We start from the raw sequence: 17648 nt of genomic DNA, 5'->3' as shown, positions 1-17648 counted from the left end.
ATTACCCTGAATAAAAACCATTTAGGGCAATGAATTAAAAGCCATCATTTTAAAAATAAGATAAACCTCGTGTTGTTATGCGAAGCTTATCTTATTTTTCAACACACTCTTTTTTCATGATCGTTAGACCAGCATCCAGCGTTTCTGCCCAAGCTCGTTCTACGTTCTCATCATAATGAGGATCGTACTTTTTAACCGTATTGAGCAGCGAATTAAACCATTCGTTTAATTCAATTTCTGAAATGTCCAACCCCAAATCTTTGTGCCTTTTCCCCAGTTTCTTGACCGAGTTCCGCACACTTGGCAGACCAGAAGAATTATAAATAAGAATGATCGAGGCCTTAAGCATCTTAGTTTGCTGCTCTAACCCTATCTTTTCAAAACGTTCTGAAAACCTTGGGTTATGCTCGCAGAAGTCTGCCAGAAAGCTTTCCAAGAATTCTTGATCAATCCGGCAACGCTCGAAGCTTTCATAAAACAGTTCATTCGGTTTCATCTAGCAAGTCCTTTGCAATAGTCAGCCAGTCTTTAAAATAACGGGTTAGTTCAGAGCATCATAAACTAACCCTGAACAATCAATATGACTTAATTATACGCCACTGTGGCATAAAGTTAACTATGACATAAGGTGAACTGTGGCATAACGTAAACTATGGCATAAAGTGAGTTGCACAAATCTTGTTTCCATCAGGGTCTCGCAAGTAAGCCATGTACAAGCGACGCTCGTCAGAACCTCTCGCTCCGGGGCCACCTTCAATGCTAGTACCACCATTTTCGACGCCGATGCGATGCCATTCATCCACCATTTCTGGTGAACTCGCCAAGAATCCTACCGTCATACCATTGCCATAAGTCGCTGGCTGACCATCAATCGGTTTGGTTAAACCTAGTACACCCGTTTTGCTCACGTAAACACAACGCCCTTTAGGATCTATTGAGCCTTCGTTGTAACCAAGCATCTTCATAATTGGATCATAGAACGACTTCGCACGTTCAATATCTTCGGTTCCGAGAAAAACATGGCTGAACATAACTCACCTCTTTTTATTGAAAGAAAGAACCACCCAAACTAGACCTTAAATTCGCTTTTGTCTAGGCATGCTATTCTGTCATAACTGCTGCTTAACCCATTGAGTAAACACTTGAAACTTAGTCCGTTGCTCCATCCCTTTCGGACATACAAGATCGTAACCTTTACCCGACTCAATACTCATAAAAGGAGCAACTAACCCACCCTGTTCAATTTGAGTTGTCGCAAACTCGAGCCTTCCTAGTGCTACACCCATCGATAACCTTGCCGCGTCCATCGCTATACGGTTGTCACTGTAGTAATCACACTTTAGAGTACAATCAACCTCACTTTGAGCCGCTTCCAACCAACGCTGCCAAGCCGTCACGTCTCCACTATGAATAAACTGCACACTATCCAATTGTTGCAAGCCCTTCTCAAGATTGAACCTCTTCGCGTATTCAGGACTGCATACAGGTGTTCTAACTCCTGAAAATAGTCGCTCACTATAATGATTCGGATAGTGACCCTCGCTATAGAAAATTGCCACGTCATAAGGTTCAAACTGAAAGTCAGATTGGTTCTGTTTGGTTTGTAATTTAATACTTAAATTCGGGTATAACTGCCTAAAATCTGGTAGGCGCGGCATTAACCAAGACGACGCAAAATAAGGAGAGGTTGCTATGTACAATTCACCACTTAGCTCTCCAGTTTGAATGTCCATCAGTTCAGAGAAAATAGATTCGAATGAGACACTCAGCATCGAGAGAACGCGTTGTCCTTCTGGGGTCAATTCTAGCTTTCTTGTTTTACGCACAAACAGATTAAATTTAAGCTGCTGCTCAAGTTTCTTGATGCGATGACTGACTCCACCTTGAGTCAGAAATAGTTCATCGGCGGCAAGGGTGAAGCTTAAATGTTTAGCCGCTACACTGAAGGTGTGCAACAACGACAATGTTTGTTGGCGATTTTCAAACAGCCCCATAGATTAACCTCACTAATTCATAAATCATCGATACTGGTTTGTAGACGTACTGACTCATCATATAGATTAAACCATGTAATCTACATAATAATGGTGAGTCAAATGAAGCAAGTACAAAAACTCAAAGTTGCGGTCATTGGTGGTGGATCAAGTTACACCCCTGAGCTGATCGAAGGCTTACTAAAACGCTATCACGAATTACCTATTTCTGATCTTTGGCTTGTCGATATCGAAGAAGGTATGGAAAAAGCCCAAGTGATTGCAGATTTGACGCAGCGAATGATTAGAAAAGCGAACTGTGACATCACAGTGCACCTCACGACAGACCGAAAAACAGCGCTTGTGGACGCGAATTTTGTCTGTTCTCAGTTTAGGGCAGGTCGATTAGAAGCAAGGCTACGTGATGAAAGAATTGCTTTAAAGTATCGCATGATAGGGCAAGAAACTAACGGATTGGGTGGTTTCTCTAATGCTTGTCGAACCATACCAATTGCATTAAAGATCGCCAAAGAGATGGAAGCACTTTGCCCCAATGCGTGGCTGCTCAACTTTACCAATCCATCAGGTATGGTGACCGAGGCCTTGATTAAGCACTCAACCATCAAGACGGTCGGCTTGTGCAATATCCCCGTGAACATGGAGCGCGGAGCAGCAAAAATGCTTGGCGCTGTACGCGAAGACATCACCATGCAAATCGCAGGTTTGAATCACCTAGTGTGGGCCCGAAAAGTACTTCATAACGGCGAAGACAAGCTCCAAGAAGTGATAGACCAACTCCTCGGAGGCAATGACCAAATGATGCCTAAAAACATCCCACCCTTTGAATGGGACGCTGAGTTGATTCGCTCATTGAACCTGGTGCCGTGTGCTTACCTACGTTACTACTACCAATCACGAGATATTCTAGACAAAGAATTTGCGGCGTCTGAAAAGAGCGAAAATCGCGCCGACTTGGTTGCAAAAGTTGAACAACAATTGCTCGAAATATACAGAGACCCGATGCTGGATACCAAACCGAAATTATTAGAAGAACGAGGTGGTGCCCATTATTCTGAAGCAGCTTGTGAACTAATGAGCAGTATTCACAACAACAAGCGTTCTATCATGCACGTCAACACTCGCAATAATGGGGCGATTCAAGGGCTTCTTGATGACTGCGCGGTAGAAGTCAGCTCAGTTATTACTAACAGCGCGATCCTTCCATTGAATGTCGAACCTTTTGATAGCGATACGTTACGCCTAATCCAACAAATGAAAGAGTTTGAAACCTTAACAGTGAAGGCCGCGATGACGGGGGATATTGCATTAGCTAAACGCGCTTTGATCCTTAATCCTATTGTTGATAGCGGCTCACACATTGATGAGGCGTTATTAGAAACGATTCGAGAGAACTTAGACTTCATGCCTGCGTTTGCTCATCGATTAGCACAAAGTGAGCAGTAACTTTATGTACATTAACTCAATCGAAATTAGGTTAATTCAAGTTGTTCACAATCCATTTTAGTCACCAGAGGTCACGATGAAACTAATACTGAACGCCGATGATTTCGGCCTCACTGAAACGGTAAATCATGGCATTGTTGAGTGCTTCAAAGCAGGCGTAGTAAAGTCAACCACCATCATGATGAACCAACCTGGAACCCAACACGCCATTGAGCTTTATCACCAAGGTTTGGTTCCGGAAGTAGGCTTGCACTTTACGGTCACCGCAGGCAAACCACTGACGCCACCAGAGCAGGTTCCGAGCTTAGTCGACGAACACGGCCACTTCTTTTGCAACGTCACCCTATTCGATAAATCAGATGTGAATGAAGATGAGGTGATGCTCGAGCTCAACGCGCAATATCAAGCTGCTATCAATGCAGGTTTAAAGATCAACCATATCGATAGCCATCATTTTGGGGGCGTATTTAAACCTCTCAAAGCGGCGTTTACGCGCACAGTGAATCACATTGGTCTCCCAGTTAGACGAATCGATAACATCCTAAGTGGCCAAGATGCACTGCGAGTGCCAACACCAGATGCTTTCGACATGCGTTTCTTTGACGAAGGCGTATCGCTGAATGGCCTGCAAGATTTATTACTGAGCTACCAAGCTATGATGCCTGACGGTGTGCTTGAGTTAATGTGCCACCCTTCATCAGTGGCAAGTGAACAGCTTAAGTCCCTATCAAGCTACAGTGATAAACGCGTCGAAGAGCATCAGCTTCTCACTAGCCCAGAACTAAAACAGTGGCTAGCTGACCATCAGATTGAGTGCATTGGATTCGACGATCTCAAATAGGGAACCTTAAGTCAGGGTTACTCAACGATCCGTTGTGCGCCCTGCCCTTGGTCATGCAGAATATCTTCAGGGTTCAACAAGTGGCATTTCTGCATACTCAAACACCCGCAACCGATACAGCCGGTTAGGTTTTCTTGTAGCGATTTAATCTGCGCCATTTTGCTGTCGAGTTGTCCTTGCCACTTCTTCGCAACTCGCTCCCAATCTCGCTTAGTCGCGGTATGGTTCATAGGTAAGGTAGATAACTCTTCGGTAATCTCTTCCAGCGTGAAACCTATCGACTGCGCCACTTGTATCAACGCTATTCGTCTCAACATCGCCGACTGATAACGGCGTTGATTTCCATTAGTGCGAATCGAAGCAATCAACCCCTTGGTTTCGTAAAAACGTAACGCTGAAGGAGCCACGCCGCTACGCTCTGCCAACTGGCCTATGGTGAGATATACGATGTTTCTCATTGTTACACTATCCTTGAGATCATAAATAATTAAAGCTTACTTTAACTTTAGAATAGCGGTCTATTCCAGCCCTCACCAATGATTGACCTTAAACTTTGACAGAGAGCTCAACGAAAATCAGCCACGATCATAACTGCTTTGTTGAATCAGATGTCATTCGATTTCGAAATCTGACTCATGATCGATTTCAAGTTCTCTGCTATTTCGGCATTGATGATCTCACCCGTTTCTACATTAAAGTTGTCGTAGAAACTTGGTACCGACATCGAGCCCTTCACATCAGCATCAAAGTAAGGTGCAGAATGTACCGCAGACGACAACACAGAGCTTGCGCCACCTGGGCCTGGTGATGTGGAGAGCATCACAACAGGTTTGCCTTGGTACACTTTCATGTCGATTCGTGATGTCCAATCAAACACATTCTTAAAGGCTGCGGTGTATGAACCGTTGTACTCTGCAAAAGAGATGACCACAGCATCTGCTTCGCCAATCTTGCTAAAAAAGCGCTGCGCATGTTGATGAACGCCAGACTCTTTTTCTCTGTCTTCACTGTAAATAGGCATCTCGAAATCATTGAGATCGAGCACCTCTACTTGCGCGCCCTCGACTAAACTTGCAGTGTACGCTGCTAATTGTTGGTTAATCGATGCTTTACTGTTGGTCGCGCCAATCGCTAATACTTTCATTGTTGACCCTTGTTCATTTTTCTCACCTTTATGCATTCATGACTTCAATTACGGAGCTCAAAGTTCATAACTGAAGATTCGTAACTTCTGTTTGATAACATCAAAACCTGCACTAGGCGATAGATTGTGTTTTTAGATTGGGGATGATGATAAAACCTCAAGTTAACTTGAGGTAAAGCGATATTTTAAAAAAATAGGAAGTAACTAAAAAACACTTATAAAGCAGTTAATTACGAAAGGTTAACTATAGATTGGTATTACACAGACAAAAATAAGCACACCCAAAATACAGGGAGTGTGCTTTATCGAAATACTATTTACTTAAGTTAGTTTAATGGACTGACCCCAGAGTAAACGACTCCGGATAGCTCGGCCATTTCGCGATTCCATGTAGCCAAATCGTGAGGATTAAACTGATTCAAATGGTCATGACCACACGCTCTCGCCATCACTTGCATCAATTCAGTCGAGGCTTCGAAGAAGTTCTTCAATTGATTCGATGCCTTCTCGACATTTAACCGTTGGCGTAAATCGGCTTTTTGAGTCGCGATACCCGCTGGGCAATTATTGGTGTTACACATTCGGGCGGCAACACAACCTATCGACTGCATGGCACTGTTCGAGATAGCGACCCCATCAGCGCCAAGCGCCATCGCTTTTACGAAGTCCATCGGAACACGAAGCCCGCCGGTAATGATTAAGGTGACTCTGTCACTTACGCCTTGTTTATCTAGATAGGCTCTGGCACGAGCAAGCGCTGGAATGGTCGGCACACTAATATGGTCACGGAACATTTCTGGCGCCGCCCCAGTACCACCGCCTCGACCATCCAAGATGATGTAATCGGCACTGGCATCAAGTGCGAACTGAATATCCTCTTCAATATGATTGGCACTCAACTTGAAGCCTATTGGGATCCCGCCCGTCACTTCTCGAACTCGGTCGGCAAAATTTTTGAAATCCTCGACGGTTTTTAGATCAACAAAGGTGGGTGGAGAAATCGCGGCTGTACCTGCTTCAATGCCACGCACCTCAGCTATCTTACCAATGTTCTTCGCACCCGGTAGGTGACCGCCAGTTCCGGTTTTAGCACCCTGCCCGCCTTTAAAATGGAAGGCTTGGACATTTTTGAGCTTTGATTCATCGTAACCAAATTGTGCGCTGGCTAATTCATAAAAGTAACGTGAGTTCGCCGCTTGCTCTTCGGGCAACATGCCGCCCTCCCCCGAGCAAATTCCCGTTCCCGCCAGCTCCGCGCCTGTCGCTAAAGAGATTTTCGCTTCTTCAGATAACGACCCAAAACTCATATCAGAAACAAACAAGGAGATGTTCAATTTGAGCGGTTTTTTCGCTTTTGGCCCAATAATAAGCTCAGTACCGACGGGCACATTTTCCAATAACGGTTTGGTCGCCATTTGTGCAACCATCACTTGAATGTCATCCCAGTGAGGCAATAGATATCTTGGAACGCCCATTGAGGTCATCGGCCCGTGGTGTCCAACCTTAGATAAACCATCTCGTGCTAATTGATGAATGAACTCAACCGTGGGCTCCTCTTTGGTTGCAGTTGCGGCTGGCGAGCTTTCGGGAGCCGCAGATTGGACATGAACATCAGGGCCTTCTTGACCCACTTGCTCAGCCGTAAACTGTTTATGGGTACCGTCACAAAATGGGAGATTGTTTGAATATTTACAGCGGCACAGGTAAGCGTCGCCGTTTTCCTCGGCCACGAAACTCTTCGGTTTGAAGCCGGTTCCTGCATGAGAGCCGTCGCAGTAAGGTTGGTTTTTCGATTTACCACAGGTACAGAAGTAATACTCCTCCCCTTCTGTTAGCTCCACTTTGACTGGCTTGGTATCCGCTATCACTGGATTCTTCATAGTTCGCTCACCTTTTCTTTCTTATGATTTGATGACTGAAGCGATGACTTGCTCACAAGAGTAAAGTAAAGGTGAGATACGCGGCTAATTCAATAAATGAGCCAGAGAAAACAAGCTGAATAGACAGCCTAAAAACAGAAATCTTGCTGATTCAACACAAACAAAAATGGCCACCAAATCGGCAGCCATTGTGTTTTAGATCTTAGTCTAAGCTAAACGTGAATGGTCAATCGAATAACTCGATGACCAGCTTGTTGTCTTTAATCACAAGATTAGGTTCCGATGACTTGATCAATGACTCTTGAACCTTATTGCTGTCGAGTTTATAAACTGGCGACTGAGACAACGCAAAACCAATCATAGAAACGGCTGGCTTAAGTAGTTTGGCGATCTCAGGAGAAAGCTGTTTGTCTTTTTCTTCAAAGCGCTCTAAACGCAGTGATTTCAAATAAATCTCGCCACTCTCTTTGTCGTATTCAGGAATCGCACTGAACTCGATATCAAGATCCAACCTCATGTTCGGCACGTTAAACACCTGAACTTGTGCATTGGTATTCGCCAGAACAGACACACGCTCGGCATCAGCTCGGCCAATTTGCACCGCTAAGTCATCGACAGCGACTTGCGCATACATAACGTTTTGTACACCCACTTCTTGCTCTAACATCACCGAATCTTGAAGGTAGTTCGTCATTTCTTGTTCAGTCACGCTATAGCTCACACAACCACCTAGCACCAGCGCAGACGCTGCCAAAATGAACTTTTTTGCTACGTTAATTATCATCAATATCAGCTCTTTATCGTTAGTGATTAGCGCGGAGTTTACTGTGTGATCATCAATAAACAAAACAGTAAAAACACGATATTCGTGAATACCTTTAATTAATAAGCATAAATATCAGTAAGTAAAGCACCAGATTGGCTTTCCCGCTTGAGAGAATGACATTTTTCAGCCAAATGCCATCTGGTTTGTGTACTCGAATTAATTGAATTTTGCTTCTAAGCTTATGGGATATTTAGGGGGCTTACTGAAGGTTTCATCATGGAGTCGAAGCATGAAGAGTGAGCACAATGCCATCAAAAAGAGTATCACCTGAGCCAATAACTCGTTCTGTGATTTTGTTATGCAACACCACATGCCCGCACCATAATCAGTGGGTGGGAGAACTGCGTCTCCATAACTGGGAGGCTCAAGTTGCAGAAACGACCGAACAGGCTATTCACTTACTCGACACCCGCAGCGACAGCTACGCACCAATTGTGGTTTCTTGTCTAGCATCATCCTCAATAGACAAACAATGTGAGCAAATATCAACGCTGAAGGCTCACTCTCCAAGTTTAAAAGCAATCGCTATCTGCAACCAACCACCAAGCCGCAACTTATCGCTCATTAAGCAAACCTTTTGGGATTATTACCACCTCCCTATTGATACAGAATGGCTTTGTCGAAATTTGGGACATGCGTATGGCATGGTAGATACCAAGCAAACTAACCCTAAGCCTGTCTCGTGCCTTGACTATCAATTGGTGGGGCAATCCAGCACCATCCAACACCTTAAAAAGAAAATAGCCAAGATCGCTAACAACGATTTTCCAGTGCTGATTCAAGGGGAAACCGGTACAGGAAAAAGCCTATGCGCACGTTTGATACATGAAGCCTCAGTCCGCAGTCAGAAACCTTTCATCGCTGTAAATTGTGGCGCAATTCCACAATCCTTGATTCACTCAGAGTTATTTGGCTTTGAAAAAGGCTCGTTCACGGGAGCAAACAAACGCTACGTCGGACACGTGGAAAGAGCGAATGGTGGCACATTATTTTTAGATGAGATCGGCGACCTTGAACTGTCGCTGCAAACCTACTTACTCCACTTTCTAGAAAATAACTTGATAGAGCGATTAGGCAGTAACAACCAATTACCCGTAGATTGCCGTGTGATTTTCGCCACCAACGTCAATATCGAACAAGCCGTCGCTGCGGGTAAATTTAGAAAAGACCTCTTTCATCGGATCAATGTACTTCCATTGGACCTAGTGCCACTCAATGATCACAAGGAAGACATTGAAGATTTGGTTCGATTTGAACTGAAGCACAATTACGCATCCAAAACCAAACTGCCTAGTGACACCCTTGAGCAAATGAAACAGTACCATTGGCCGGGCAATGTTAGAGAGTTATTCAACTGCATAAAAAGGGCGATTGTTCTTTCTAATTCAAGCGCCCTCTCTACTCGTCATATGGGGATTCAATTGAAAGACGCGTCGCCCGACGCAGAAAATGATACTCGACTTTCTTCAAAAAATGTTCGTCGAGTGATTCAGCAACACCACTACAATATTTCCCAATCTGCCAAAGCGTTATCTATTTCTCGGACGACCTTATATAAGCTGATAAAAAAACATCAGATAGTAATTTAAGTCGCCTAACTAGCTAAGCTAACTAACTAACTAACTAACTAACTAACTAACTAACTAACTAACTAACTAACTAACTAACTAACTAACTAACTAACTAACTAATAAACTAATAAACTAATAAACTAATAAACTAATAAACTAATAAACTAATAAAGCAGCCTAACGAACTAAGCTGCTTTGGAGTTTAGTTGTACTCAATTAATGAAAGTACTTAAGGCTCAGGTACAGTAAATGGACAAACATCACAGGTTGCAATGTTCGATGTTTCCATAAATGCTTGTTGCAAGAACAGCGAGTCAAACGTTGCTGTAACTTGATTAGATAGCATCCCTGCAGTTCCGGTTGGTAACACATTTGGTGCATAAGTTTTACTTACTTGTGTACACACTTGGCCAATCGCATCACCGAAGTTCGGTATCCACTCTCCTTCACCCGTTTTACAAGCAAACAGCTCAGGGTCGGTACTTAATGCACTACACATATTACCAGCACCACATGTGGTCACATCCTCAAGATCATCACAAGGTAAAGCAAAGTCGAGGTAATAACTGCTGTTGACTACTTCAGTAGGTAAATCAGAACGGCTCAAAGAGTCATCCTTAGAATCCACCAGCGATTCAATGGCCAATGGGATATCACCGGTATTACATATTTCAACATCATAGGTTTTCTTAAGCACAACTTGGCCGCCATCAACCTCTAAGAAGCTATTACACACCTTAGAAATCTCAACCATCGGGCTCAAGTCTATTGGTGGACAATTGTAAGCCACTGGCGCTTGAGCATTCACGATAAGCCCATCAAGATCCACCGCACCATCTATCACGCCGACGGCACCGTTATTTACAGACAGATAATTCCCCATGATTGCGAATGACTCACCGACACTCCACACTTCATCACCGTTACCCACGACAGGAAGCGCACCTAAGATTGGTGACTCAGATAAAAAGGCCACTTCGTAATCACCATTGGTGCCTAACGAACCAGGGCCGGTATTGGTTACCGTCACGGTGTAATCGATGTTGAACATGCCATCAACCGTAAAGCTGGTTGTGTTACAAGTCGCCGCTATATTGATGCTACATAAACTGAATGAACCGACAACGAAGTCAGCCAAAGATGCATCAATCGAACGAGAAGCTCGAGACTCCACTAAGAAACTACTGAAACAAGGAATATCCTCAATACCAAACTCATCATTCAACAGAGCTGACAAGTTTAATCGACCTTCCACAAAGCTCTCGGTTGGAATAGAGGTTGTTTCACCCGTTTTAGCTAGATAGTCCCAACCTTGTACATTGGGTAGAGCAATTGCACCGATAGAATCATCATTTGAAATCGCACAGATCTTCTCGACGCCGACTGCGCCACTGCCACATCTTGCCCCCACAAAATCATTCGATTTAGGGTCACCGTCAGTTTGGAAAATTCTCGTCATGTTGTCGGTAACATCACCATTATTCAAATCCCACTGCAACACTTCTATGTACGGATTACCGCCACTTGCTTGTGGGAATGAAATCAGCACAAGGATGTCTCCATTGACATGTTGCCCAACAAAGTCGCCTTTAGTTTTCCCATCCGGCAATCCAACCTGGTCTTGTAAGAACCAGAAGCCAATGTACATATCACCATTGTTCGCATATCGGTCTGCACCAAAGTAAATCAGCAAGTCACCTTCGCTTTCAAAGGCAGCGGCATACGCATTGGTAAAGTCATCTTTCGGTTGTGGTGACGCACTTCGAAATGCCCAATCCGTAATGTCAGAATCATCTTTTGATCCACCCTTCCAAAAGATTTGATCCACACCGTTACGGTCTTTTTGGAAAAACTCCGCAATCCCGACCATGCTGTTGGGGTTATTTACATCGTCCCAATCAATACCACTATTATCGCTGGTCGCGTTACCGTCGAGTTCCATAACATCAACCGTAGCCCATGCCAACTGGGGGCTACTAAACAACAAAAGCACACTAAGTAAATAATTTATAACCTTCATGTTCTCTCTCCATTTATCCATACTTATGCGTTTAGGGTTTTCTGCCATGCCCAAATTAGAGAAAATCCTTTAGCAATTCGTAGGTTCGATAGAGCATATTCCAAGCCAAGTTCAACTTATTGAATTGATTGATATTTATATATTGAAGGCACACCTTTATTGGACGCTTTGTTATCATTTGTCCATAAACCAGAGATTTGATCAAACAATCAAGGACTTGAAAGGATGAACAAAGTGTCTACGTCAGACATTTTTAGAGCTTTGATACAAGGTAAGTGATCTTTAAAAGGTGCAATAACGTAGCCATTGCTAGATTATTGAATAACAAGCGGTTGAATTGACGGGTGCCGACTTAACGGGTAACTGAACGTTCACTCGTGAAATGATAGGCGAACAGGCGATGACACAACTTACGATATTTTATGATGGGACATGTCCATTGTGCGCAAAAGAGATGGCGGCACTTGCCAAGCATGATGTCGAGAACAAGATTCAAACCATCGATATCTACAGTGAAGCGTTTTCAAACTACCCGCAGATAGATGCAGAGGCAGCCAATACGATTTTGCATGCACTCGATGAGAATGGAAAATTACTGCTGGGCTTAGACGTAACTTACCAAGCGTGGAAGCTGGTTGGCAAAGGTTGGCTATATGCTCCATTGCGCTGGGCGATGTTCAAGCCAATGGCCGACTGGTGTTATCTACGGTTTGCCAAGAACCGATATAAAGTCTCTTTCTGGCTAACCGGAAAGTCACGCTGCAACGGAAACAGCTGCACAAAATAGTGCTTGGTTAAGACATACCACTCGCAACTTTGTAATACACCACACCAAACAACGCAGCAAAAACTAAAACGGTAACCGCGACTTTTAACCAAATAAACTTCATGTTTTGTCCTTTAAATTCTGTTTACTGCTTCGCGAGACAAGTTACCACAACAAAACATTCGGTTGGGTAATGATTGATAGAACTTTGTAGTGAGTCTTGATAACTAAGTGAGAACCTTTATGTCGGCAAAAGAAAGAAATCTACCTACCCATCGTATTTCAAGATTCAGTAAGTTTGCCTCGCTGGCGACAAGGGTCGCGGGTAATGTGATAACGGAAGGCACCAAACAGCTCGCACAGGGCAATAGGCCGAAAGCAAAAGACTTAATGCTGACGCCGCAGAACATTGCTCGCCTGACTGACCAACTCGCACACTTGCGCGGTGCAGCGATGAAACTTGGCCAAATGTTGTCAATGGACGCTGGCGATGTCCTCGAACCTGAGCTCGCCGACATTCTTTCTCGCCTGCGCTCAGACGCCGACCCACTGCCGACAAAGCAGCTCAACCAAGTGTTAGAAAGCTCACTCGGCATCAACTGGAAAGCCGAATTCCTTTCCTTCAACTTTAAACCTATCGCCAGTGCGTCCATCGGACAAGTTCACCAAGCCTACAGTGATGCGGGAGACAAACTTGCCATCAAAGTCCAATATCCAGGCATTCGAAAAAGCATCGACAGTGATGTGGACAACGTAGGTACATTGCTTAACATCGTCGGTTTGATACCCAAGTCTGTCGATTACAAAAGCTTATTAGAAGAAGCAAAGAAACAGCTCCATGATGAAGCAGATTATGCTCGCGAAGCTGACTACGCGACTCGTTACTATCATGCACTGAAAGAACACGCTCACTTCATTGTACCTAAGATTCACCCTCAAATGTCTTCAGAATCAGTGCTTGCGATGGACTTCATTGAAGGCGTCTCGATTGAGAAAATAGAAGGTTACGATCAAAGTACTCGTGATTTTGTCATGCGCAGCTTGCTCGAACTCATGTTCAGGGAGTTGTTCGACTTGCAGATGGTGCAGACCGACCCTAATTTTGCCAACTACCTCTACGTTGAAAACACGCGCCAGATTGGGCTGTTAGATTTTGGAGCAACCCGTGAATACAGCGACCGCTTCAGTGATGGCTATCGCTTGGCTTTTACCTCTGTGATTAATCACGATGAACAAGGCCTCAACAAGGCGCTAGAGCAGATTGGGTTCTTTAGCGAGACGATTCACCCCGATCAGCGCCAAGCCATTCTCAACTTAGTGACAATGGCGTGTGAGCCCATGTTGGTTGACGAAGAGTACGATTTTAAAGCCAGTGGACTCGCTCAAAAGCTACGCGAAGCCGGAACTATACTCAGCATGGAACAAGAGTATTGGCACACACCACCAGCAGACGCCCTGTTCCTACACCGTAAAATCGGAGGCATGTATCTGTTAGCCGCTCGCCTTGGCGCAAGGGTGAACATAAGTCGTTTGGTCGATCCGTATCTCATCAGCGATGACACTTGATTAGTTCATAAATAGTGACGGTTAATGACCAGAAAAGTGATCATTTCGCGCTGCGCAAGAGTAGTAATAGTTATGCCAACTAAAATGAGCCAAACCCATGAAACCTTCACTGCTTTGCTCCACAGCCCTGATTGCAAGCCTAACGAGCTCTATCGCTTTTGCAGCAAGCTGCCCTGAGATACTCAACGGCAAACAACGGTTGCTAAATTCGAACGAAGAGATAGAGCTGTGTGAAGAGTTTCAAGGCAAAACTCTTTTGGTTGTAAACACAGCCAGCCAATGTGGTTTCACTCCTCAATTCGAACAACTCGAGCAATTGCATCAAACCTATAAAGACCAAGGCTTCACGGTTGTCGGCTTTCCAAGTAATGATTTTCGCCAAGATAGAGGAAGCGAAGAGAAGTCCGCTAAAATCTGTTACCTAGACTACGGAGTTACCTTTCCTATGATGGCGAGAGCCACATTATCTGGCAGTAACGCCAATCCTGTGTTTGCAGAAATACAACAGCAAGCAGGTGTCACACCCAAGTGGAACTTCTACAAATTCTTGATCAATAAAGAAGGTAAAGTGGTAGCAACCTTCCCTAGCTCTACATCGCCAACCAGTAGTACCCTCAAAAATGCTATCGAACAGCATTTATGAGGTCAGATTTTATGGAGACAACTCAAACACGCAACACCATGGCCAAGCTCGGTTATATGGGTTTAATCCCCTTTTTGTTCGGTCTACTGTTATCACTGACCGACAGCCAGTTCATTAGCTTGAGTGGCGAAACACTCTTCATCACCTACAGCGTGGTTATCTTGAGCTTTTTGTCGGGTATCTTGTGGGGCAATGGGATAGAGAACTTCGAAAGCCAATCGAGCAACAAGGCGCTGATTCTAAGCAACGTGATTGTGCTAGCCGCGTGGGTAGCTGTGCTACTTGGGGAACAAAAAGAGTTCCTCACTACTCTGATTCTTATCATTGGCTACATTGCGGTTTGGCGAGCGGAAAGGTCAATGAGAGAAGAGAACCAAAGCGAAGGCCCCGACGGCTATTTTGATATGAGAACCCGATTAACCTCTAGCGTGGTGTTGATGCACGGTATCGTGATGTTGACCTAGGTCTGTGAACCTTTAATTAAGGTGTGCGCCTTTGAATAAACAACGTTAGCAAGAAACTAGACGATGAGCTGCATCACCAACCTTGGCTCATCATCGCCAAAATAGTTCGACTCTTCTTTGATAGTGACAAAACCCATAGACACATAAAGCGCCCAAGCCGACGCATTATTTGGATCAACGGTAAGCAACACCTTGGATTCTTTAGGCAGCGTCGTGATCGCCTGTTCCATCAACGAACGTCCCACTCCCATACCTCGAAATTGACCATCAACGGCCAGTGACAAAATCCAATATTCTTGTGGCTTGTCTGTTGGTGTCATCAACACATAACCCGCAACTTGCGAATCCTGTTTCGCCATCAGCAAGCCCTTCCCCCAGCAATCAAAGGCCTGACGGAAGAAAAACTGCGGATAGGCGTGGTCGCCAAACAAAGCACGTTCAAGCTGGTAGATATCAGCCAGTTCTTGTTTTTCCGCACAAACAACATTCATACATCGACCTTAAAAAGATTAACTACACCGCCCTTCAGCTACAATCTGCCTTCAACTGAAGCCAGCCAAGTTGGCAATTGCTCTCTAAACCAATTGATGTATTTCGAAGCTTCAGGGTTGTTACGCGTGACTAATATATTCGTGACTTCGACTACGATCCAGCTTTTAGCCATGATCAATTGCTTTATTAAATCTTCACGCGGAATCAAGGTGTTATGGCAAAGATACCGATCAACAATGCGCTCATAATCAGACAAGGAACCCATTCGCGAAACGAGTGGTGCCAAATCTATCGCAGGGCTGCCAAAACCAAAACGCTCCCAATCAAATAACACGAGCTGATCGTTATCTCTTCTCCCCCAATTCCCTTCATTGGAGTCACCCGAAATTAACGTGTCATGGTTAAAAATCGCATCACTCTGCGATTGAATATACTTAAGACTGTCTTGCGTAACTTGAGGCAATTGTAGGGAAGATAAAGCCGCCGTGGTGTCATCTAAACTCCATTGATGGCGCTTAACTTCAAATGTTGGTCGATATTGAGAACAGTGAAGACTAGCGAGCTGCTGAAACACATCATTTGTCGTTTGTAGCTCGGCAAGACAAACCGAATTAGGAATGTATTCGAGAAAAAGATCACAACCATCGACCGCAAGAAGTTGAGGCGTATTCACTCCATCAAGATGCTGCGCTGCGTGTTGGTAAAAAGCGACTTCAACCTCGCCAGCCCCTTGTTTATGTATACAAGGAAAGCCATTACGCTCAGTTAAAGAAACCTGCGCAGCGCCCATTTGTGAAAGGTCTTGATTACTCATCGCATTCCTTCTATCCGTGTAAACAGCAGAACGAACCCTACTGACGGCTCACTAACAAATTCGCACCAGATAGAGCAAGAAACACAGAGCAGGCTTTATTGAAGCGCTTGGCCATTTGAGGTTTTGAAAACCAATTTCGTAGATATAAGCCAAAAGCAGCATAGATAGAAATAGCGAGCATTTCTAACACAAGGAACGTGCTTCCTAAAACAAAGAATTGAGCATTTACGTTCGCTGAAACATCGACAAATTGAGGAAGGAATGCGGTGAAGATAAGAATGGCTTTAGGGTTGCCAGCTGCGAGTGTAAACTCTTGTTTGACTAGGCCGAACCAATTTTTGTTACGATCAATTCCAACAATAGGGCTGGCTTGTGAGCGCCATAAGTTAAACGCAATCCACAATAAATACATGGCGCCAAACAGCTTGATGAGAAAGAACAAGGTTTCAGAAGTATAAAGCACAACGGCTAAGCCCGATGCAGCTAACGCGATCATGCCAGAAAAGGCAGCAATTCTTCCTAACCCAGCAACTAAAGCAGCTTGAAATCCATAACAGCGAGCGTTGTTCATTGATAACAAATTGTTTGGGCCTGGCGTCATGTTGAGCGCAAAACAAGCAGGGATAAACAGCAGCAACTTCCATATTTCCATTGGGGCTTCCTAGTTACAATATGCCAAGGTTATTGAATCGTTTAACCGCAATATTACCTTTTATAACAGCATTTGAAATCTTTTATAGTAACACTTGAAAGCTGTGCCAATACTCTGCCACACCCCTTGAATTAGTTTTCGAAGAATTGCTCGTATTCTGGAGTCGACAGGTTTTCCGCAACCCCAATCTCACCGACGATATAAATCGCACTCGCGAGAGTTTCTAACGTTTGATTCGGCTCGCGTTCAGGTACGTCGCCAACAACCGGAACAGATTTAGGTTCAGAGACAGAATTACAAACAACACTTTCACATACGATGTTTTGTTGTTCCAACGAGATGGCTTCTGGTACATCAAAGTCTCCCGCTGATAAATCAGAGTTAGAAAGGTCAAAGGCACCGTAAGAGAAGGTCGAAAACAGAGCTGAAAGTACAATCCACTTATTCATAATTCTTTCCATAGTTAATATTCATCAAACCTATAAATACTATCTAATCATAAACATTATGAACAGTGTTTTATTTAAAACTT

19 protein-coding genes are annotated in these 17648 nt (G+C 44.2%); 7 read left to right on the top strand and 12 right to left on the bottom strand.

Annotated elements, in window-relative coordinates; translation table 11 throughout:
* Positions 1 to 91 precede the first annotated feature (91 nt).
* The 3 genes from DUN60_RS03315 to DUN60_RS03305 form a co-directional block, all read right to left on the bottom strand.
* Entirely contained in the window at positions 92 to 496 is a 405-nt protein-coding gene (locus DUN60_RS03315; RefSeq protein WP_010439685.1) for a globin family protein, read from the bottom strand.
* A 154-nt stretch (positions 497 to 650) separates the two neighbouring features.
* Entirely contained in the window at positions 651 to 1031 is a 381-nt protein-coding gene (locus DUN60_RS03310; RefSeq protein ID WP_016768512.1) for a VOC family protein, read from the bottom strand.
* A 78-nt stretch (positions 1032 to 1109) separates the two neighbouring features.
* Entirely contained in the window at positions 1110 to 1994 is an 885-nt protein-coding gene (locus tag DUN60_RS03305; RefSeq protein ID WP_017073534.1) for a LysR substrate-binding domain-containing protein, read from the bottom strand.
* Positions 1995 to 2096: 102 nt separating this feature from the next.
* On the opposite strand from DUN60_RS03305, the gene DUN60_RS03300 reads away from it, so the two are divergent.
* The gene (locus DUN60_RS03300) at positions 2097 to 3437 is read left to right on the top strand and encodes a 6-phospho-beta-glucosidase (protein WP_114633161.1); all 1341 of its coding nucleotides are present in this window, start codon (positions 2097 to 2099) and stop codon (positions 3435 to 3437) included.
* A 76-nt stretch (positions 3438 to 3513) separates the two neighbouring features.
* Positions 3514 to 4278: a carbohydrate deacetylase gene (locus DUN60_RS03295; RefSeq protein WP_054546744.1), complete on the top strand. Its 765-nt coding sequence runs from the start codon at positions 3514 to 3516 to the stop codon at positions 4276 to 4278.
* A 17-nt stretch (positions 4279 to 4295) separates the two neighbouring features.
* Here the strand turns inward: DUN60_RS03295 and soxR are convergent, their stop codons facing one another.
* The 4 genes from soxR to DUN60_RS03275 all read right to left on the bottom strand — a co-directional run bounded on the left by soxR (position 4296) and on the right by DUN60_RS03275 (position 8086).
* Entirely contained in the window at positions 4296 to 4736 is a 441-nt protein-coding gene (gene soxR / locus DUN60_RS03290; RefSeq protein WP_004736387.1) for a redox-sensitive transcriptional activator SoxR, read from the bottom strand.
* Positions 4737 to 4882: 146 nt separating this feature from the next.
* Positions 4883 to 5422 (bottom strand): NADPH-dependent FMN reductase, encoded by a 540-nt coding sequence (locus DUN60_RS03285; RefSeq protein WP_102553133.1) that lies wholly within the window; start codon positions 5420 to 5422, stop codon positions 4883 to 4885.
* Between the two features lie 326 nt (positions 5423 to 5748).
* Entirely contained in the window at positions 5749 to 7302 is a 1554-nt protein-coding gene (locus DUN60_RS03280) for a glutamate synthase-related protein (protein WP_114633160.1), read from the bottom strand.
* A 226-nt stretch (positions 7303 to 7528) separates the two neighbouring features.
* Entirely contained in the window at positions 7529 to 8086 is a 558-nt protein-coding gene (locus DUN60_RS03275) for a YceB family lipoprotein (RefSeq protein WP_055320121.1), read from the bottom strand.
* Between the two features lie 287 nt (positions 8087 to 8373).
* Between DUN60_RS03275 and DUN60_RS03270 the strand changes: the two genes are divergently transcribed.
* On the top strand, positions 8374 to 9717 hold the full coding sequence (locus tag DUN60_RS03270; protein ID WP_114633159.1) for a sigma-54 interaction domain-containing protein: 1344 nt from the start codon (positions 8374 to 8376) through the stop codon (positions 9715 to 9717).
* Between the two features lie 211 nt (positions 9718 to 9928).
* Here DUN60_RS03270 and DUN60_RS03265 read toward each other — a convergent pair whose 3' ends face one another.
* Positions 9929 to 11719 carry a hypothetical protein gene (locus DUN60_RS03265; RefSeq protein WP_114633158.1) on the bottom strand — a complete coding sequence of 597 codons (1791 nt, stop codon included), beginning with the start codon at positions 11717 to 11719 and terminating at the stop codon, positions 9929 to 9931.
* 400 nt (positions 11720 to 12119) lie between these two features.
* Between DUN60_RS03265 and DUN60_RS03260 the strand changes: the two genes are divergently transcribed.
* From DUN60_RS03260 to DUN60_RS03245, 4 genes are all read left to right on the top strand, one after another.
* Entirely contained in the window at positions 12120 to 12506 is a 387-nt protein-coding gene (locus tag DUN60_RS03260) for a thiol-disulfide oxidoreductase DCC family protein (protein ID WP_114633157.1), read from the top strand.
* 222 nt (positions 12507 to 12728) lie between these two features.
* Positions 12729 to 14051: an ABC1 kinase family protein gene (locus tag DUN60_RS03255; protein WP_114633156.1), complete on the top strand. Its 1323-nt coding sequence runs from the start codon at positions 12729 to 12731 to the stop codon at positions 14049 to 14051.
* A 97-nt stretch (positions 14052 to 14148) separates the two neighbouring features.
* Positions 14149 to 14694, top strand: coding sequence for a glutathione peroxidase (locus DUN60_RS03250; protein WP_114633155.1), 546 nt, complete (start codon positions 14149 to 14151; stop codon positions 14692 to 14694).
* On the top strand, positions 14691 to 15158 hold the full coding sequence (locus DUN60_RS03245) for a DUF3429 domain-containing protein (protein WP_114633154.1): 468 nt from the start codon (positions 14691 to 14693) through the stop codon (positions 15156 to 15158). Before DUN60_RS03250 ends, DUN60_RS03245 begins: the two co-directional genes overlap by 4 nt.
* Positions 15159 to 15214: 56 nt before the next feature.
* Here the strand turns inward: DUN60_RS03245 and DUN60_RS03240 are convergent, their stop codons facing one another.
* The 4 genes from DUN60_RS03240 to DUN60_RS03225 all read right to left on the bottom strand — a co-directional run bounded on the left by DUN60_RS03240 (position 15215) and on the right by DUN60_RS03225 (position 17565).
* The gene (locus tag DUN60_RS03240; protein ID WP_114633153.1) at positions 15215 to 15649 is read right to left on the bottom strand and encodes a GNAT family N-acetyltransferase; all 435 of its coding nucleotides are present in this window, start codon (positions 15647 to 15649) and stop codon (positions 15215 to 15217) included.
* A gap of 38 nt (positions 15650 to 15687) precedes the next feature.
* Positions 15688 to 16464 carry a phosphotransferase gene (locus tag DUN60_RS03235; protein WP_114633152.1) on the bottom strand — a complete coding sequence of 259 codons (777 nt, stop codon included), beginning with the start codon at positions 16462 to 16464 and terminating at the stop codon, positions 15688 to 15690.
* A gap of 37 nt (positions 16465 to 16501) precedes the next feature.
* On the bottom strand, positions 16502 to 17116 hold the full coding sequence (locus DUN60_RS03230) for a LysE family translocator (RefSeq protein WP_065205630.1): 615 nt from the start codon (positions 17114 to 17116) through the stop codon (positions 16502 to 16504).
* A gap of 131 nt (positions 17117 to 17247) precedes the next feature.
* A complete protein-coding gene (locus tag DUN60_RS03225) occupies positions 17248 to 17565 on the bottom strand; it encodes a hypothetical protein (RefSeq protein WP_054546756.1) in 318 nt (105 codons plus the stop codon).
* Between the last annotated feature and the right edge of the window lie 83 nt (positions 17566 to 17648).

The organism is Vibrio splendidus (assembly GCF_003345295.1).
GTDB classification, from domain to species: domain Bacteria; phylum Pseudomonadota; class Gammaproteobacteria; order Enterobacterales; family Vibrionaceae; genus Vibrio; species Vibrio splendidus_K.
This window is presented reverse-complemented; position numbering and strand designations above follow the sequence as displayed.

What these genes read in the sequence shown, in the direction of transcription:
- DUN60_RS03315 (WP_010439685.1), bottom strand. Translation starts at nt 496, where the DNA reads ATGAAACCGAATGAACTGTTTTATGAAAGCTTCGAGCGTTGCCGGATT.
- DUN60_RS03310 (WP_016768512.1), bottom strand. Translation starts at nt 1,031, where the DNA reads ATGTTCAGCCATGTTTTTCTCGGAACCGAAGATATTGAACGTGCGAAG.
- DUN60_RS03305 (WP_017073534.1), bottom strand. Translation starts at nt 1,994, where the DNA reads ATGGGGCTGTTTGAAAATCGCCAACAAACATTGTCGTTGTTGCACACC.
- DUN60_RS03300 (WP_114633161.1), top strand. Translation starts at nt 2,097, where the DNA reads ATGAAGCAAGTACAAAAACTCAAAGTTGCGGTCATTGGTGGTGGATCA.
- DUN60_RS03295 (WP_054546744.1), top strand. Translation starts at nt 3,514, where the DNA reads ATGAAACTAATACTGAACGCCGATGATTTCGGCCTCACTGAAACGGTA.
- soxR (WP_004736387.1), bottom strand. Translation starts at nt 4,736, where the DNA reads ATGAGAAACATCGTATATCTCACCATAGGCCAGTTGGCAGAGCGTAGC.
- DUN60_RS03285 (WP_102553133.1), bottom strand. Translation starts at nt 5,422, where the DNA reads ATGAAAGTATTAGCGATTGGCGCGACCAACAGTAAAGCATCGATTAAC.
- DUN60_RS03280 (WP_114633160.1), bottom strand. Translation starts at nt 7,302, where the DNA reads ATGAAGAATCCAGTGATAGCGGATACCAAGCCAGTCAAAGTGGAGCTA.
- DUN60_RS03275 (WP_055320121.1), bottom strand. Translation starts at nt 8,086, where the DNA reads ATGATAATTAACGTAGCAAAAAAGTTCATTTTGGCAGCGTCTGCGCTG.
- DUN60_RS03270 (WP_114633159.1), top strand. Translation starts at nt 8,374, where the DNA reads ATGCCATCAAAAAGAGTATCACCTGAGCCAATAACTCGTTCTGTGATT.
- DUN60_RS03265 (WP_114633158.1), bottom strand. Translation starts at nt 11,719, where the DNA reads ATGAAGGTTATAAATTATTTACTTAGTGTGCTTTTGTTGTTTAGTAGC.
- DUN60_RS03260 (WP_114633157.1), top strand. Translation starts at nt 12,120, where the DNA reads ATGACACAACTTACGATATTTTATGATGGGACATGTCCATTGTGCGCA.
- DUN60_RS03255 (WP_114633156.1), top strand. Translation starts at nt 12,729, where the DNA reads ATGTCGGCAAAAGAAAGAAATCTACCTACCCATCGTATTTCAAGATTC.
- DUN60_RS03250 (WP_114633155.1), top strand. Translation starts at nt 14,149, where the DNA reads ATGAAACCTTCACTGCTTTGCTCCACAGCCCTGATTGCAAGCCTAACG.
- DUN60_RS03245 (WP_114633154.1), top strand. Translation starts at nt 14,691, where the DNA reads ATGAGGTCAGATTTTATGGAGACAACTCAAACACGCAACACCATGGCC.
- DUN60_RS03240 (WP_114633153.1), bottom strand. Translation starts at nt 15,649, where the DNA reads ATGAATGTTGTTTGTGCGGAAAAACAAGAACTGGCTGATATCTACCAG.
- DUN60_RS03235 (WP_114633152.1), bottom strand. Translation starts at nt 16,464, where the DNA reads ATGAGTAATCAAGACCTTTCACAAATGGGCGCTGCGCAGGTTTCTTTA.
- DUN60_RS03230 (WP_065205630.1), bottom strand. Translation starts at nt 17,116, where the DNA reads ATGGAAATATGGAAGTTGCTGCTGTTTATCCCTGCTTGTTTTGCGCTC.
- DUN60_RS03225 (WP_054546756.1), bottom strand. Translation starts at nt 17,565, where the DNA reads ATGAATAAGTGGATTGTACTTTCAGCTCTGTTTTCGACCTTCTCTTAC.